A 15,215-nucleotide genomic window follows, 5' to 3' on the forward strand; every position below is an offset into this window, starting at 1 on the left:
TCAATCTCTTAGGCCCCAATAGCATGTAGCTAATGTATTTAGTACAGCAAAATCCCTCTGAAATAGTTCAAAAGTGTGTTCTGATGTATTTTGTACAGTGGAACATTAAGAAACAGGCGTTTTCCAGCCACTACTGCTTTTCCTACTGTATAAAATACACTCAAATTAAAAATCAGCCTGATTTACCTGCTGCCTGATGTAGAAAATGCAGCCAAATGGCTCCTCATCCAACCTAAATCAGAAGAAGTGAAACAAGCCCCCGCAGCATATCGCTCCAGGAGCTTGCATTTTGTATTCCTTATCCGTACCCGCCCTGTCAATCCTTGACCTCCCGCCACACTCCCTCATATTGCTCCCCTGGAACGCCGTGCCTACTTCTCCTTTAGAAGGCCCCAGTAAACCGGGGTCACGGTCCACTGTGTCATACACTTCATCAGCCGTGTATTCTGAGGATTGCTCAGGTACTCCTGATCTTCATCCCCGGCGAATAGCCGCCAACCGCTATCCTTTTCACGTTCAGCAGGCTCACGATATATCCAGAGTGTACCGCGTTCCCGGGCAGAAAACATCTTTTGGTGACCAATGCCACCTTATCTCCACCCACATCCGCTCTGCACGCGGGTTCCCTTCGGCCCGATTCGTCAATATAAAATGCAGCCTGATTTTTCTCCCTATCTCTTGTGTCATCCGTTCTAGCTTTGAAGGGATAAAAAACGATTCCGGGTGTTTAAACGGATCGTCTCTTCAACATCCTCTAAAAACCACTCTATATGTTCTTCCTCCTTCGATGGATTCGTATTTCGGCTTAAGCCTCTTAGGCTCATTCTAAAGCCATGTTCGCAATCGCATAACGCAAGAGCTGCTCACGGGTATCCTGTGGGATATCCTGCGGCTCATCCACCAGAGCATGCGGATTGACCTCGATGTTCTCCCCGGCCTCTTCTTTTAACTGAACAATTTGTTTAATCACATCTATGGGGCTGGAGTGGCTTCTCAGCAGATAAGAAGTTAAGCACTCCGTCAACTCCCCCGGATTATCCTTTTTAAACAGCAGCTTGCCTTCTGTCAGCCGTACCTGCGCTTCATACCGGTCCTTATGATCTGTAACCTTCCAGCCGGGCCATGCTTCCCGTAACTGCTGCAGCAGGGTTCCCGCATCCGGGGCATACCAGACATCTATCGCTTTATCCGGCAAATTCAAGTGAAATCCTTGATCCGGTGTCTCTTGGGGCCATTCGTTTAAGTCCAGTTCGGGGAACCCCGCTGATTTCTCCAGTGATTCCACCAGCTGAGGCCCTTGCAGCAGATAGTCTTCCAGTTCCGATTGCACAGGGTACAGTCGCAGCTCTCCATCCAGATAAACCACGCTTGCCACCAAGCGGACCCAGCCGTCTTTGGGTTCAGATTCCAGCTTCAAGGGGGTCACAGTCCTGCTGTTCTTGCTGTACAGTTTCTCAAGTGGATATCCGATATAAGCGCCCATATCCAGAATCCCGGCGGAAGCCCACTCCATTGTCCAGCCCGGCCACAACGGCAACATCATCTTCAACAAATGCCGGCGCAGCGGGATTTCATATTTCACATCCTCACCGCCGTACCATAACAGATACTGCCGGTCCAGATCGACCAAGGCCCCGCCTTCGGCCCATGCGTTATCCAGCCATCCTTCCGCCGGTTCCTGCTGCTCAATAAATTCCACTGCCGCTTCCGGCCCCCAGAATAAATCACTGGGCAATGTGATTGCACACCAGTGGCTGTAATAAAGAGAATAAGTCCTCTCCCGGATTATAATCAGATTGGCCCGATGTCCCATAGTTGTTCCTCCTTAGGTCTTAGCGCTGCTTGCGCAGAATCGTATGAGAAGTATCTGTAAATTCCAGCGTGTATCCCTGATACAACTCACGGGTAAGCAGTGCCGGAACGACAAGCGTATGTATACCTTCCATGCCGAGAATCTCCAGCATCACAATATAATGAAGATCCTTCTCCTCTGCAAAAATATCCAGGTATTCCAGCAAAAAAGCCCTCTCCTTCTCCTTATCCACACGGCAGGCAAAATGATAGAGCATCGGCACCTGATGGCGGGCATTGATAAAAGCCAGATCGGCCGCAAGGAAACGTTTCTGAACCGCAAGTGCTTCTGCCGCCGAAAAAGTACAGACATCCTGCGGATTCTGCGCAGCTGCCTTCCCCTCCATAATCCGGTAACCGAATCGCTCACGGGTGAGATAGTCGCCAAACCGCTGCTCCAGCACCCCCTTTTCACGAACACGGTGAGGTAATAACATGTCTCTCCCTCCTTAATATTTCCTGGTCTTTCCTGCTTTCCTATCTATTGAATATACCCTATTGCATAATCACTAGAAACCATTCCAGTCCGTACACACTGTAACTTTTTTACAAACAATGAGTCTATATAGTAGCAGTTCCTGAACATGACGTGTTTACAAAACATTTGAGGATGGAGGATTCGCAATGCTAATGGGGGAAAACTTCAAAAAACTCAGCTGTACTGTTTGTGCAGCACTGATGCTGCCACTCGGAGGGGGTGGAGAAATCGCCCAGGCAGAAGAGGCGGCTGTACGTACAAGCAATATTTATTACCAGCAAGTGGACGCACCGGTGGTACAACCTGCTTGGTCCCTGTCGATCGCAAGGCCCAAGGTGGTAGATAACCTGGAGCCGGTGACAGCCATCGCAGAGAATGGCAAGGTATTTATGATGCAGCCAAACGGCAAGCTGGCCGCACTGAAAGCCGCAACCGGCACCAAGCTCTGGGAATTCGGCAGCCAGCTGGCTCAGCGAATGGTGTATAACAACGGCTCCATTTACGGAATGACCAGTGCGGGTGCCCTGTATAAGGTCAAAGAAGAGAACGGCAGCAAAGTTTGGTCCGCTGCACTCAGTTACGGGGCTGCGGACAGCATCACGGTTACCGGGGGAACGGTGTATGTTACCCAAGGGCAAAAAATGGCGGCAGTAGACGCCGCAACGGGCAAGATCAAATGGAGGATCGCCGAAGATCCGAACAATTACTATTATGGATCAAAACCGCAGGAGGCAGAGGACGTTGTCGTTAGAAATTATGCCGTATCCGGTGCAATTACCGTATCTCTGGTGGCCGTGTACGATAAAACGACCGGCACCAAGCTGTGGGAGGCTTCCAGGCAGCAGGCGCCGCTGGTCATAAAGGATGGAATTCTTTACTCGGAGCGTGAATTATTCATGCTGGATGATGACCCCGTAAACCGAAAAATCCGAATTGCCGCCTTCAATCTCCGTACGGGAACGCTCAAGGGTGAACGAACCTACAGCTGGACGGACAAGGCGGCAACTGACGGGGTGTATCACGGAGGCGGCTCTTATAGTTTCGCATTTCTGAACGGAAACGATCTGTACATTCATCAAGGTCAGCGCCTGGCTCTGTATGATTTCCGGAACTATGTGTCCGGCGCAGAGCCGGTCAAGAAGTGGGCGCAGGAGAGCTATGATCAGCGGACTCCGCTGGGTCTGGTACATCAGGACCGGATCTATTTCACCGATGAGAACAGCCATGGCCTGATCGCCATGAAACTGGCTACCGGACAATATGTGCGCTTCGATCAGGGAGAGAACGATTCGGTACAGTCCGCTGTATTCGGCAAGGGGGTATATGTCGGACAGTCCGACGGTCTGCTGCATGCCTATGACCTTATGAGCACGAAGCCCGTATTCACCGTCCGGACCGGATCACGCGAATTCGGCCCTCTGCTGAAGACCGGCGACATGCTGTTGATTCAATCCGGCGGCAAACTGTTTGGGATCAAGCTGCCTGCATCACTGAAATAACCTCAGTTCAAGACAGCCGATAAGCTGATCACCTTCTTAAATGCATCCTTTTCTCGGTCCGTAAGACCGTGAAAAGGAACCGTGTCTTTTTTAAAAGGCTTTTTTACGAAGACGTATACTGTCCAGGCGAGGATGGTCCTTACAGATGTTGTCTTAGCCCGGAGCGCCTTAAATTTATATTCAGCTTATTTAATAAGCAGTGACATGCCTCCTAAATAGGAGATGTTTTGTGCGGCCATGTCCTTAAGAACCGCATCTAAAAATTTGTTTGAAAATTTGTAGTTTTTTGTATAGGACTGAATCAGCTTAACTACCATGTCGTCGGTTAGTTCTTGTCTATAAGCTGCCATGCCAATTAAGTGTTGGCGGATGAATGAATAATCAGCTACAAGTTTTAGGAAGAAGTTAAATAGGTTTGAATCAACTAAGGCATCTGCAACAAAGGTTTGGTACACATGGTTAATCAAGTAATTCTCCATGATGTGCTCATTATGTTTAAAATAAGGATCATATATTTCTTTGCGTGCCTTACGATAAGTACTCAATGATTCAGATAAGCTACTTCCATTAGACTGTATGCCTTTGAGGTACTCATTCATACATTCGTTGTAACGAGCATTCCACAAGAACTCGTTAAGGTGATGCATCAAGGTGTTATTTAAGAACTGAAACTGGAACTGATCATCGGAGGCGAATACGTCGTAATTTCTTAATTCTTGATTTGTCTTCAGTTCACCTCTGAACTCATCCAAGAAAGCTAAGGTATCTGCATGCTCCCCCACTACAAATGGGTTGGCTGCATTGTCTAATAGTACTCCTAGTATAATCAACCTGTGTTGGAGTGAAAACTGGCGGTCTCTTAAAATCTCCACAGCAAGGTCCCTAATGGCGAAGGAACATTCGATTTTCGTTTTAGATAGGTTCCCCTGGTTTTTGACCATGAGGTTGGGGGTGGGTAATTCAGCTGCGTACGAAAAGTGCATGGAGTCCTTTGAAAGCAGCACAAGGCGGGCTATTTCTGGGCAGGACAGGAGAGCGGACACTTCAATAGATTCATCCCGTTTATTCAGCACTCTTGGGTAGGTTGAGCAAGTCTGCGATAAATAGTCTTCCCCCAGCTTCGCCTGAATTGAGCATAGCCCGCCACAGAGCATGGGGCAGTTTCCGGTTTTCTGGTTCATTTTAAAAGAAGCATGCGCTCCGTTGTTTTTTGGATTACGGACAAGATTGCTGTTTATATCTTCTCTGATGGACTTGTCTGGAATCCGCTTGTACTTCTCGTAAGTTGATTTATCTATTGTTATTTCCCAAAAAGAGCAGCAGCTGTCTTCACATGCAGCCCCCGTACATTGAAATTCACGAATGTATCCAGGAATTATATACTCCTTTTGCATAACCTGCATAATAAAATTACCCCCTAAGTTCCTGGTATTTGTAAGTCAATCACTTACTATATATCGGACTGTAGAGGTAATTCTTTAGTTTACACAGATTCGTCACTCTGCGGGGAACGTCCTCCCAAAGGGGATTCGTTTAATCTGATAAAAAGAAGGTTCAGGCTACATGATGAACCTTCTTTTGGTGTTACGACTTTATTTATCATCATAGCTGCGCATGGCAATAGCGAACGCTTCGGTAACTGCCAGTCCCTCCTCCCGAAGCCCAACCAGGACAGCACTCTTCACCTCTTCGCGGGTGGCCCCATGACTTCTCGCGGATTTAACGTGAAAAGGAATTCCGCTGTTCATCCTTACTGCGGAGAGCACAAAAATATAGGCTAGTTCATCGGTTTTGGCATCCAGTACGCTGGCCTACGAGTGCTTCTTGAACTATCTCCATATAAGCGCCGCTGATATTGTTGTTCATTGTGTCGATTTCCTTTTCTTGTACAGTACCAGCTCAAACTCAGTCTTGCCGTGTTGATTGTGAAGATTCAGCTCACCCCCGTGCAGTTCCAGTGTCTGTCTGGCGATGGCCAGGCCAAGCCCGGTTCCTCCGTCCCCTTGCCGGGCGGCATCACCACGCACGAACGGATCAAAAATCACTCGTTTGAGCTGGTCAGAGATCCCGACCCCGTTGTCGATGACGAACAGCCGGACCGTATCATCTGCATCGCTCAGCCTAATGGACACCTCCGTGCCCGGCGGATTATGCAGCAAGGCATTGGACAGCAGATTGGAGATCGCCCTGCGCATCAGATTGGAATCATAGTCCATCAGCACCTCGCCATGGGGAATATCGAGCAGGAGTGTAAACTGCTTGTCCTCGAATTGATCGTAATAATCAGCGGCAATCTCCCGCAGCAGCTCGGCGAGATCGCCCTGCATGGCCACAAGCGGATAATCCGGACGGTCCAGCTTGGAGAGGTTGAAGATGTCATCAACAAGCGTCGTAACCAGTGTCGATTTGGTATAGATCAGCTGCAATATCCGCTCCTTCTGCGCTTCGTTATCGACCATCCCCAGCTGCAGCGCCTTGGCATACCCTTGAATGGTTGTGATCGGCGTCTTCAGATCATGGGACAGATCGGCCAGCATTCGCTGCTTGCTGGCCTGTAGTCTATGGTTCTCCTCCTCGGTCCGCTCCAGCCTCTCCGCCATATCGTTGAAACGCTGCTGGATCACTGAGAACTCGTAGCCGGCTGTAATATCCAGGCGCTCGGTATAGTGTCCCTTCTCCATTCTGCGGATGGCCGCAGCGATACTTTCCAGCGGCCGCGTGATCCGCTTAGCTGTCCAGCGGCTGTAGATGTAGACGTTCATACTGAACAACAACCCAAGGAGGAGCAGCCATGGCAATGTGATCTCGATAATCTCATTTTCCGTATCCAGCACAAGCAGCAGTAAGGCCAGATTAATGACTCCCAGAGTGAACGCAAAAAAAACATAGGATTTAATAAGCTTGAAGAACAGCTTATCCTGTTTCGGCGCAGGCCTCACCTTAAATCCTCCTTTTTCGCAAACTTGTAGCCGAGCCCGCGGATCGTCCGGATATAGACGGGCTGCTTCGGCGAATCTTCAATTTTGTCCCGCAGGCGGGAGATATGCACCATAATGGTATTGGCATCCTCATAATAATGATCAGACCAAGCCTGCTCGAACAGCTGCTTTTTGGTAAATATCCGTCCGGGTGCCCCCATTAAGGCAGACAACACCTTGTATTCGATTGCGGTCAGCCCGATCTCCACTCCCCCCTTGTACAGCACGCAGTCCCGGTGGTCCAGAATCAGTTCACCGATGACCGTCTGTTCTTCGCGGCGCGGGGCAGGAGAAGCCGGTTCCCCATATTCATAGGTTCGCCGCAGAATCGCCTGGATCCGGGCGACCACCTCCAGCGGATTAAACGGTTTGGCGATATAATCGTCGGCCCCCAGATACAGTCCGAGAATCTTGTCACTGTCCTGGTTTTTGGCCGAAAGCAGGATGACCGGCAGCTTGTGCTCCGCACGGAGCAGCTGAAGCAGCTGGACACCGTCCAGTCCCGGCATCATAATATCAAGAACCGCCAGGTCAATGTTGCCCCGGCGGATACATTCCCACGCCTCTGCCCCATTGAAGGCCTCCATAATGCGCAATCCTTCCTTTTCCAGAAAAAGCTTCAATAATTCCACGATATCCCGGTCATCATCAACGAGCAGCACCGTTTTTTGCAAGGGCAAAATCCTCCTAAGTATGACTGTATGTTCTATATTCTACCATGGCTCATCCGGGTTTCGAGTGATTTAAGATCGATTTAAGATTGATGAAATAGTGTAGAAAGAAACTCCCGTTAAGCTAAGGATAGAAGGCACAAATAGTCAGCTTGGGAGGGCATGTAATGAAGATAAGGAAAATAATGATAGGGCTGATGATTCTCGGAGTAAGCAGCATGGGAATGATCCCGGCTTCACCCGCAGCCGCCGCAGAGGCTTCCATCACCCCTGCTATATTGGAGAAAACCGTCGATCCTGTCGTACAGCAGGTGATGGAAGCCGGGCATATTCCCGGCACCGCTGTCGTAGTCACGCTCGGGGACAAAATCATTTACAGCAAAGGTTATGGATTCGCCGATGTGGAGCAGCAGTATCCCGTCGACCCCGCACGCACAGTAATGCGCATAGGCTCATTGACCAAAACTATGACGGCCGTTGCTGTCATGCAGCTGGTAGAGCAAGGCCAGCTTAAGCTGGATCAGGATGTTAATACTTATCTCGACACGTTTGAGGTCCCGTCTTATTCGAATCAGCCGATAACCCTGCATCATTTGCTGACCCATACTGCGGGCCTGGATGATCCGATCTATAAGATTGTTTCCCATTCCCAAAAAGCTGCATGGCCTGCCGGGAGCTTTTTGCCGCAATATTTCGACCAGCAGCCTCCAGTCCGTGAACCGGGCAAAGAGTTCGCCTACAATAATGCCGGGCCTGGACTGGCCGGTTATCTCATTGAACAGGTCTCCGGCAGTTCGCTTGAGGAGTATATGTCGAAGCAGCTTTTTGAGCCGCTTGATATGACACATACCTCATTCCAGCTGGACACAGACGGACCGAATCTCGCACAGTCTTATGCGTATCAGGACGGGGCCCCGCGCCAAATCCCTTTTACCTATATTCATCTGCCGGGAGCCGGTGCGCTTAGTGCGATTCCGAATGAATGGGCCCATTTAATGATAACGTTGCTGAATGACGGAACCTATGAAGGACGGCGTATCCTGAACAGTGACTCGGTTTCTCAAATGCAGGCGAGGCAGTTCTCTGAGCATCCTGATGTTGAAGGTGTGGGCTATGGTCTGTACAGAGATCGTCTGGCGAACAACGGCATGCTGGCCTTCTGGCACACCGGGGATATCGACGGCTTCACGTCCAGAATGACGCTGATTCCCGAGCAGAAGCTGGGCATCTTCGTAATCAGCAATGCCAACGCTCCGGGCACTCCGCTTCCTGAACAGGTAACGACTGCGATTGTTGATCTGCTGCCCGTTACACAGTCACCTGCAGCTCCAATTGCTGTATCCCCTACCGATCTTGAGCAATATGCTCGTGATTATACATTGGCCCTTGGACCGCAGCATGGATGGGGAAAGTGGTACAAATTTCTGGGCGGAAGAGATTTTGAAGTCCGAACCGCCGGGGACAAATTGTCCGTCCGGGGGGTCTTCCCGGATGGGGTAGGCACGGAGCAGACCAAAAGTTATGTACCCCTGAACAACGGATTGTTCAAAGATGAGAAGCTTGAAGAATATATCTGGTTTCACCAGGACAACGGCACATGGAAAATGACCTTTACCCATGGGGTCACCATCGAAGAAAAGGCACCTTTCCTGCAGCAGCCGTCTACCCAATTAGCTGTATACGCAGGAGTTGGCATCCTGTGGTTTTGTCTGTTTATCATCGGGATTTTCATTTACGTCTTACCGCTTATTTTACGGAAACGGCGGAGAATGTCCGGGCCGACCTTCCTGATCGCCGCTATCTATTCCGTTTTCCTGGCCGGACAATTACTGTACGGGAACTCGGAGGCCTTTATGCTGGGTTACCCGGTATGGTATGCGTGGGGATTCTCATCGCTTCCTTTTCTCGCAACCGCCATCGCTATTGGCCTGTGCATCCACACCTTCCGCTCCGGCCGGATGAACGGGGAGAAGAAGCAACTGGCAGTATTGGGCCGTTATCTTGGCATCGCTTTGAGCCTGGGGTACACCTTCTTTTTACTCTATTGGAATATGCTTTCGCTTCATTATTCGTGATACAATGATATTCGATTCCATAATTGATCCTGGAGGTTCCATCCCTAATGAATATCCCTCAAGCATTTTTCAGGCCTTTTCCAGCGTATGAAGAAGTGTTTTATGACGATATTGAGAATCACCGCCAGCATTTTTTGCCGATCTGCTCCATTAATCTGCAATGTATGGACCCTGATCTGGATGAATGGGTGCATTTTGTCTCCGTAAAAGAAATCTATGATGGTTCTGTAGGAGACAACACTCGCGAGTTTCATAACCTCTATACCCAAGAAGATATGCTCGGATTTGATGTAATTGACGGGAAATACAGATTCGAGGCGGATTGGAATTATTTTATCCGGCATCAGGAGATCCAGGAGGACCCTGAGGATCAGAGTGCGATGAAAGAAGCGTATGCCTGTAACGACAAGGACTATCAGATCCGCAAAACTTTTTTTCAGCAAAACAATAAAATCTATCCTTATTCCAGTTTCCGCAAAGATCTGGTTTCGGTTGAAGCGCTGCAGCAGGAATTCGAGAACAAACAAGCCCAAGGCTGGGGTCTGAGCTACCCGGAAATGAATGGAATGCTGGATGATATTGCGTTCATGTCCGACGAAGCCCAAGAATATATCGAGGAATATGGGGAATCTGCGGAAGAACTCCTTGCTTTTGAGATGACCAATCTGATTCATGTACCCAAAAGGGAAAACGGAGAGGTCTTCCGCTATATCGGTGCTTTAACGGGTTATTACTTTCAAGCCTACGGAGCAGATAAAGTGTATCTTTTCTACGATCACCAGCTTCGTAAAGCCGTAATTTGCTTTGAATATTCTTAAGTATCTGCTGGAAACACACAAATCCCCGCTACCTTACGTATAAGGCACCGGGGATTTATGGTTTCAATAGACTATTCAATTCAATCTTTTCCTCCAGCAACAATCCATATCCTTCGCAAACATGGGTATTGTCATTCATTTTCTCGGGTGATTTCCCGCGTACACGATCCTCACGAGTTACGTTGTCACGGACGTTTCTCCTGGCGTGAGCCATCGTATCCGTACGCTTCGCTAACCTTTTCCACTGGAATCGACTCCTTCTTAGCAAGCTTGTTCTTGCCTTGAATGAACTTTTCCTTAAGTTTCGGTTCCGATTCGTTTCGTTCAGATCCCACATACCCACGGTCTGCCAAAAAGACGTTGTCACCTCGCCTTCCTCCTGCTGCATCCGTTTCCGGTATGTTTCGCTAACGCTAGATCATCGGGGCTCTCTCCTCTCTTAAACTAATTTCTTAATTTAAGGGTTGAGCAATCACCTGCGGAAGCATCCTGTAAAGCTGTACTGCTCTTGTGGTTATCGCTTCCTTGGTGATGTCTACATCTTAACCTATATTATACCTATTTTAAACTTTCAAAATCTGCGGTATTTTGGCGTTATCCTCCTTCTCCCGCGGTTTGCCTGAACTGCGTTCTTCTCCCTTACGATTCCGCCCATTTGTTTACATTTCCCTGTGTATCCGTTTACACTGCTATAACAAATGGAGTTCGTTCCTAAAACCTGTAATAACAAAAAACCGCTTGTTCACTGGCAGTCGGAAGATTGGAATACAGCATGTTATCCACTCCACCAATAACAAATCCGTTTTTAGCATAAAAACGGCAAGCTGAAACATTCACATCTTGGGTTTCAAGCATTAACCCCGCAAGGTTGTTCTGCTTGGCCCACTGAGCGGCTTGTTCCAATAATGCTGTTCCGTTTCTTCAAGATAACTTATGTTCATTTCATCATGTTCATATTGCTTGAAATAAGATTCAGCAAATAGCTCCTCGGTATACGTCCAATTGCCGTTTTCATACTTCGGAATAATCCGCCCTGATACCATGAAACCTTCGTTTGACTTGATAAAATCATTCCTATTGGAGTGTGTCATTTGTCGGATCATATCGTGCTCCCTCTTAAATTTCTGCGTGACTTCGGCAAATGTTTGGATTTCCAGCCGCTGCCCGGCTGCAGATTTCTTTATTTATATGGTTGTTCGCGGTTATAGGGAAATCCACCCACTAAATCCTCAGATTAGCTCTTTTCATCCACATTATAGGGAATCACACCCGCTAATGTCATTCAACTCACCGAAATCGCACCTTTTTGTGAAATTAGCGGGTGATTTTCCCGATAGCCATCCCGCCACAGCCCATATCGTACAATTAGTGGGTATTATTCCCTTTGGCAGTTAAAGAAATCACCGTATAAATTTCGGAGAGGGTGCCGCGTCTGCCGTGGCTCTTAGTGCACCCCTTCTCGCCCTACAATGCCTCGTCCTGGATTGCTTCAACAATATTCTCTCTGGTGATTCTTAAACCGGAAATCCGGTAGGCCAGCCCTACACTGGACAACACAAGCAAATAGCACAGGAATAAATAGCTCCAAGGGACATTTTTCATAAAATCTGCCCAGGTTGCAATTCTTGTATTATGCAGCATAAAGGTGCAGACAACAATTAAGAGCGGCAGAGCCAAGATACCAGGCAACAACCCGAAAAACAAACTCTCCAGACACAGCATACGCTTCACTCCCCGGGGAGACATTCCCGTGCTGCGAAGTATCGCGAACTCACGTCTTCGGGCCGAGAGGTTTGCCGCCACTGTAGAGAACGCTCCGGCAATTCCTATGCAGGCCAGCAGAATGGCAAAGCTATTTACAAGCAGTTCGATGGAATGGATTGTCCGGCTGTTGCTTTCTTCTTTGTCCAGCAAGGAGAGCATGCTCCAATCTTCATCTGGCAAATACTGCGTGAGAATCGCCTCAGCCTGCTGCCTGGCTGCCGCCAGTTGTTCCCTATCGATACCCATTTTATACGAAAGCGTCTGATAATCCAGTGCTCTTTCTGCGTCCAAATCTTGCACAATACTCTCGTAGGCCTCCATCGGAAGAACCACCACAAGATCAAATGGATAGTGATATTCATCCAACTCGGGATACTGTTCAGTCAATGCACCAACCGTAAGCGTATATTTCCCCTCTGACTGCTGCTGTACGAGAGACCGTTCATCAAAAGAGAGCCTTTCGCCAACTGCAATAGCCAGATATTCCGTTTCAGGGAGGTTGTATTCATGAATAAAGGAGGAGATATTGCCTCCGGTGCGGTTAACGATAATTCCTTTGGGCTCGGCAGCACCCATAAATTGTTCTGCATCCACACCAATCTGACGGCAATAATCGGCGAAGGAAGCCTTGTCCAGTCCTTTTAGTTCCAGGAAAATTTGTGGTTTCCCCTCTTGTTGTCCCAGATTGGTAGGCATCCTGCTATCTGGTGAATCTGAAAAATAGCTGTCCTTAAACCCTCCGGCAGCAGCAAATTCCCGGCTGATCTTCTGTTTTTCCCAGCTTAGGGTATGCTCTGCACCTCGATATACGACCTGTTTCTTTATCCCCTGCAGAGCAGACAATTGACTCAACATAGCTGGATCAGGTTCTTCAATGGTAGCTATTGATATATCAAGTGTATATTCTTTTTCGGCGAGCACCAGTGTCTGGTCCGTCATCCAGATCACTGCGAAGCTTCTAAAACCAATGATAAGCGTAATAAACAAGGTTAGTGAGATCAGTGTTGTTCGATAGGCTTTTCGGTTGGCTGCAAAAGAGTTGTATGCAAGTTCACCCTCAATACCGAAGAATCTATGAGCCCAGTGGAACCCCTTCACCTTCCCGGTCTGCACCCACCCTCTGGGATTTCGGATAGCTTCAATCGGCATCAGCTTGGCCAGCTTTCTCGCCGGAACCCAAGCCGACAACCCTACGGTAGCAAAGCTCGCAACCCCAGCTATAATTAGTATAGGCCAGGAGAACGGGGCGTGGAGCCGTGAATTTGAGCTTTCCTCCAATAATGCGGATGCTCCTTGGATCAGGATAGCCATCCCCCCATAACCCAGAAGAAGCCCTATCGGAACCGCAACACAGGCCAGTGCCATAGCTTCATAAAAAACCACGCGGCGAATTTGGCCAGGGGTGGCTCCTATGCTTTTTAGAATCCCCAGTTGTTTAATCTGTCCTGCTGCGGTAACCGTAAATGCATTATAGATGAGAATAATAAAGAGGAGCATGACCAGACCCGTGGTTAGTACGGAGGCCAGCGCGTAGCCTGATAATTGGAGGAATATCCGCTCGCCATGGGGCGCCTTGACTCCATATAAATCCAGAAGGCCGGTATTATATTCGATTTCCATTTCACCCGAAGCCTTAGGCTTCAAACCGCCTTGCTCAGCAAGTTCCGCAGCCACTTCGTAAGTCTCGGAGATATCTCTGAGACGCACAGATACTGTAAACCGCTCTTCCGGCAAAGCCGCAGAACTCTCAATAAAACCATAGGCGTAATAACAGGGATACACGGATACAGATGTCACATTGATTGAACCGGTGATTGTGAAGGCTTGTTCTCCTGCTGCCTGAAAGCTCTCTCCCTTCAATCTGGGAGCTTCCTCAGTAATCTGTACGCCGTTTAATACACGCTGCCCTTTGAGGAGGATAACGCTGTCCCCGATTGTATATTGAGGATTCTCCATGAAGAACTGCTTGGAAACAACGATTTCTCCGTCCCGTTCAGGCAATCTGCCTTCCAGAAGTGTTCTTTGATAGGGGGTATTTTCCCATGTACCGGCGTTCAGCTGCACCAAATTCAGATAAGGGCGTTTTGTTCCCGGTAGCTGTAGCGATTGACTTTGGGATTCCAGATAGATTTCTTCCACCTGCGGGTGGAACTGAATATATTTTAGACGTTCTGCTGTAACTGGCTCTCCAAAGCGGGCATGCCAATCCCCTCTGTCCTTTACAGTCAACTCCCTTTCATTTAGCCACTGGGAGTAGGTTAATACACCCACGGCACACAGCAAGGCTGCTGCGATCATAATAGCTGTGAAGATAAAAAAACTGCTCCGTTTGTTCGCTTTAAGATGGGCATGGACATATTCGCGGATAATCTTCATTGTCTGACCGCCTTGTCTGAAATCAAGCGGCCATCTTCAATCGTGAGAATGCGCTCCGCTTCCAGAGCGATTTTCTCATTATGGGTAATGAGCAGAACAGTTTGATTGAATTTCTTATGTGTGAGTTTAAGCAACTCCACCGTTTCATCGGTATTCTTCCTGTCAAGGTTCCCGGTGGGTTCATCCGCAAGCAGCAGTGCCGGCCGGTAGATCAAAGAACGTGCAATGGCCACCCGTTGCTGCTGTCCGCCGGAAAGCTGGAAAGGCATATGTCCCAGCCGTGTCTCCAGCCCCATTGCGTGAACAATCTCGGTGAACCGTTGCTCGTCGGGTTGTTTGCCGTCCAGCAACAAGGGCAGCACAATATTTTTCCTTACATTTAAGGTGGGAATTAGATTATAAAACTGATAGATTAACCCGACTTTTCTTCTTCTAAAGAGCGCCAGTTCCGTTTCGTTAAGCTGTGATATGTCGCGGTCTTCAATCCGAATCGTACCGCTGGTGGGCCGGTCGACACCTCCCAGCAGATGCAGCAGGGTGGATTTGCCCGAACCCGAAGCACCAACAATCGCTACAAACTCTCCTTTCTTAACTGTAAGGGTAACTTCGTCAAGGGCTTTAACAATGGTTTGCCCGGAACCATAGGCTTTCGTTAAGTTCTCACAATGTAATATTTCCACTTTGATTGAACCTCCTTCATTGCCT

The 15,215-nt window shown here is 48.6% G+C and carries 14 protein-coding genes and 1 pseudogene; 3 read left to right on the plus strand and 12 right to left on the minus strand.

Translation table 11 applies throughout. The features are described 5' to 3' along the window. Positions 1-371: 371 nt before the first annotated feature. The 3 genes from IEY53_RS18155 to IEY53_RS18165 form a co-directional block, all read right to left on the minus strand. The gene (locus IEY53_RS18155; RefSeq protein ID WP_189027426.1) at positions 372-569 is read right to left on the minus strand and encodes an immunity protein Imm33 domain-containing protein; all 198 of its coding nucleotides are present in this window, start codon (positions 567-569) and stop codon (positions 372-374) included. A 251-nt stretch (positions 570-820) separates the two neighbouring features. Next, positions 821-1,813, minus strand: coding sequence for a hypothetical protein (locus IEY53_RS18160; RefSeq protein ID WP_189027428.1), 993 nt, complete (start codon positions 1,811-1,813; stop codon positions 821-823). Between the two features lie 19 nt (positions 1,814-1,832). Then, positions 1,833-2,288 carry a hypothetical protein gene (locus IEY53_RS18165; RefSeq protein ID WP_189027430.1) on the minus strand — a complete coding sequence of 152 codons (456 nt, stop codon included), beginning with the start codon at positions 2,286-2,288 and terminating at the stop codon, positions 1,833-1,835. A 187-nt stretch (positions 2,289-2,475) separates the two neighbouring features. Here IEY53_RS18165 and IEY53_RS18170 point away from each other — a divergent pair, with 187 nt between their 5' ends. After that, complete coding sequence (locus IEY53_RS18170; protein WP_189027431.1) at positions 2,476-3,828, plus strand: outer membrane protein assembly factor BamB family protein; 1,353 nt, start codon at positions 2,476-2,478, stop codon at positions 3,826-3,828. A 185-nt stretch (positions 3,829-4,013) separates the two neighbouring features. Here the strand turns inward: IEY53_RS18170 and fliB are convergent, their stop codons facing one another. The 4 genes from fliB to IEY53_RS18190 all read right to left on the minus strand — a co-directional run bounded on the left by fliB (position 4,014) and on the right by IEY53_RS18190 (position 7,480). Then, positions 4,014-5,231, minus strand: coding sequence for a flagellin lysine-N-methylase (fliB, locus tag IEY53_RS18175; protein WP_189027433.1), 1,218 nt, complete (start codon positions 5,229-5,231; stop codon positions 4,014-4,016). Between the two features lie 189 nt (positions 5,232-5,420). Next, positions 5,421-5,630 (minus strand): carboxymuconolactone decarboxylase family protein, encoded by a 210-nt coding sequence (locus IEY53_RS18180; protein WP_268240792.1) that lies wholly within the window; start codon positions 5,628-5,630, stop codon positions 5,421-5,423. Positions 5,631-5,690: 60 nt separating this feature from the next. Next, positions 5,691-6,767 carry a sensor histidine kinase gene (locus tag IEY53_RS18185; protein WP_229696221.1) on the minus strand — a complete coding sequence of 359 codons (1,077 nt, stop codon included), beginning with the start codon at positions 6,765-6,767 and terminating at the stop codon, positions 5,691-5,693. Continuing rightward, positions 6,764-7,480, minus strand: coding sequence for a response regulator transcription factor (locus tag IEY53_RS18190; protein ID WP_189027437.1), 717 nt, complete (start codon positions 7,478-7,480; stop codon positions 6,764-6,766). The genes IEY53_RS18185 and IEY53_RS18190 overlap by 4 nt, the downstream gene beginning before the upstream one ends. Positions 7,481-7,644: 164 nt before the next feature. Between IEY53_RS18190 and IEY53_RS18195 the strand changes: the two genes are divergently transcribed. Both IEY53_RS18195 and IEY53_RS18200 read left to right on the plus strand, forming a co-directional pair. Continuing rightward, on the plus strand, positions 7,645-9,552 hold the full coding sequence (locus tag IEY53_RS18195) for a serine hydrolase domain-containing protein (RefSeq protein WP_189027439.1): 1,908 nt from the start codon (positions 7,645-7,647) through the stop codon (positions 9,550-9,552). 47 nt (positions 9,553-9,599) lie between these two features. Beyond that, the gene (locus IEY53_RS18200; protein ID WP_189027441.1) at positions 9,600-10,370 is read left to right on the plus strand and encodes a siderophore biosynthesis protein; all 771 of its coding nucleotides are present in this window, start codon (positions 9,600-9,602) and stop codon (positions 10,368-10,370) included. Positions 10,371-10,555: 185 nt separating this feature from the next. Here the strand turns inward: IEY53_RS18200 and IEY53_RS18205 are convergent, their stop codons facing one another. The 5 genes and pseudogenes from IEY53_RS18205 to IEY53_RS18220 form a co-directional block, all read right to left on the minus strand. Next, positions 10,556-10,723, minus strand: a complete 168-nt coding sequence (locus IEY53_RS18205) for a hypothetical protein (protein ID WP_189027443.1) — start codon at positions 10,721-10,723, stop codon at positions 10,556-10,558. Positions 10,724-11,081: 358 nt separating this feature from the next. Continuing rightward, a pseudogene (locus tag IEY53_RS36080) lies at positions 11,082-11,258 on the minus strand (N-acetyltransferase); the annotation flags it as partial. Continuing rightward, positions 11,225-11,473 carry a hypothetical protein gene (locus tag IEY53_RS36085; RefSeq protein ID WP_373293883.1) on the minus strand — a complete coding sequence of 83 codons (249 nt, stop codon included), beginning with the start codon at positions 11,471-11,473 and terminating at the stop codon, positions 11,225-11,227. The pseudogene IEY53_RS36080 and the gene IEY53_RS36085, both read right to left, overlap by 34 nt. Before the next feature lie 361 nt (positions 11,474-11,834). Continuing rightward, a complete protein-coding gene (locus tag IEY53_RS18215) occupies positions 11,835-14,510 on the minus strand; it encodes an ABC transporter permease (protein ID WP_189027445.1) in 2,676 nt (891 codons plus the stop codon). Beyond that, a complete protein-coding gene (locus tag IEY53_RS18220) occupies positions 14,507-15,190 on the minus strand; it encodes an ABC transporter ATP-binding protein (RefSeq protein WP_189027447.1) in 684 nt (227 codons plus the stop codon). Before IEY53_RS18220 ends, IEY53_RS18215 begins: the two co-directional genes overlap by 4 nt. Between the last annotated feature and the right edge of the window lie 25 nt (positions 15,191-15,215).

This window comes from Paenibacillus albidus (genome assembly GCF_014644435.1).
Classification (GTDB): domain Bacteria; phylum Bacillota; class Bacilli; order Paenibacillales; family Paenibacillaceae; genus Paenibacillus_AQ; species Paenibacillus_AQ albidus.

Bases quoted from the DNA above. Each gene is read 5' to 3' on its own strand.
- IEY53_RS18155 (WP_189027426.1), bottom strand. From the start codon at position 569: ATGTTTTCTGCCCGGGAACGCGGTACACTCTGGATATATCGTGAGCCT.
- IEY53_RS18160 (WP_189027428.1), bottom strand. From the start codon at position 1,813: ATGGGACATCGGGCCAATCTGATTATAATCCGGGAGAGGACTTATTCT.
- IEY53_RS18165 (WP_189027430.1), bottom strand. From the start codon at position 2,288: ATGTTATTACCTCACCGTGTTCGTGAAAAGGGGGTGCTGGAGCAGCGG.
- IEY53_RS18170 (WP_189027431.1), top strand. From the start codon at position 2,476: ATGCTAATGGGGGAAAACTTCAAAAAACTCAGCTGTACTGTTTGTGCA.
- fliB (WP_189027433.1), bottom strand. From the start codon at position 5,231: ATGCAGGTTATGCAAAAGGAGTATATAATTCCTGGATACATTCGTGAA.
- IEY53_RS18195 (WP_189027439.1), top strand. From the start codon at position 7,645: ATGAAGATAAGGAAAATAATGATAGGGCTGATGATTCTCGGAGTAAGC.
- IEY53_RS18200 (WP_189027441.1), top strand. From the start codon at position 9,600: ATGAATATCCCTCAAGCATTTTTCAGGCCTTTTCCAGCGTATGAAGAA.
- IEY53_RS36085 (WP_373293883.1), bottom strand. From the start codon at position 11,473: ATGATCCGACAAATGACACACTCCAATAGGAATGATTTTATCAAGTCA.
- IEY53_RS18215 (WP_189027445.1), bottom strand. From the start codon at position 14,510: ATGAAGATTATCCGCGAATATGTCCATGCCCATCTTAAAGCGAACAAA.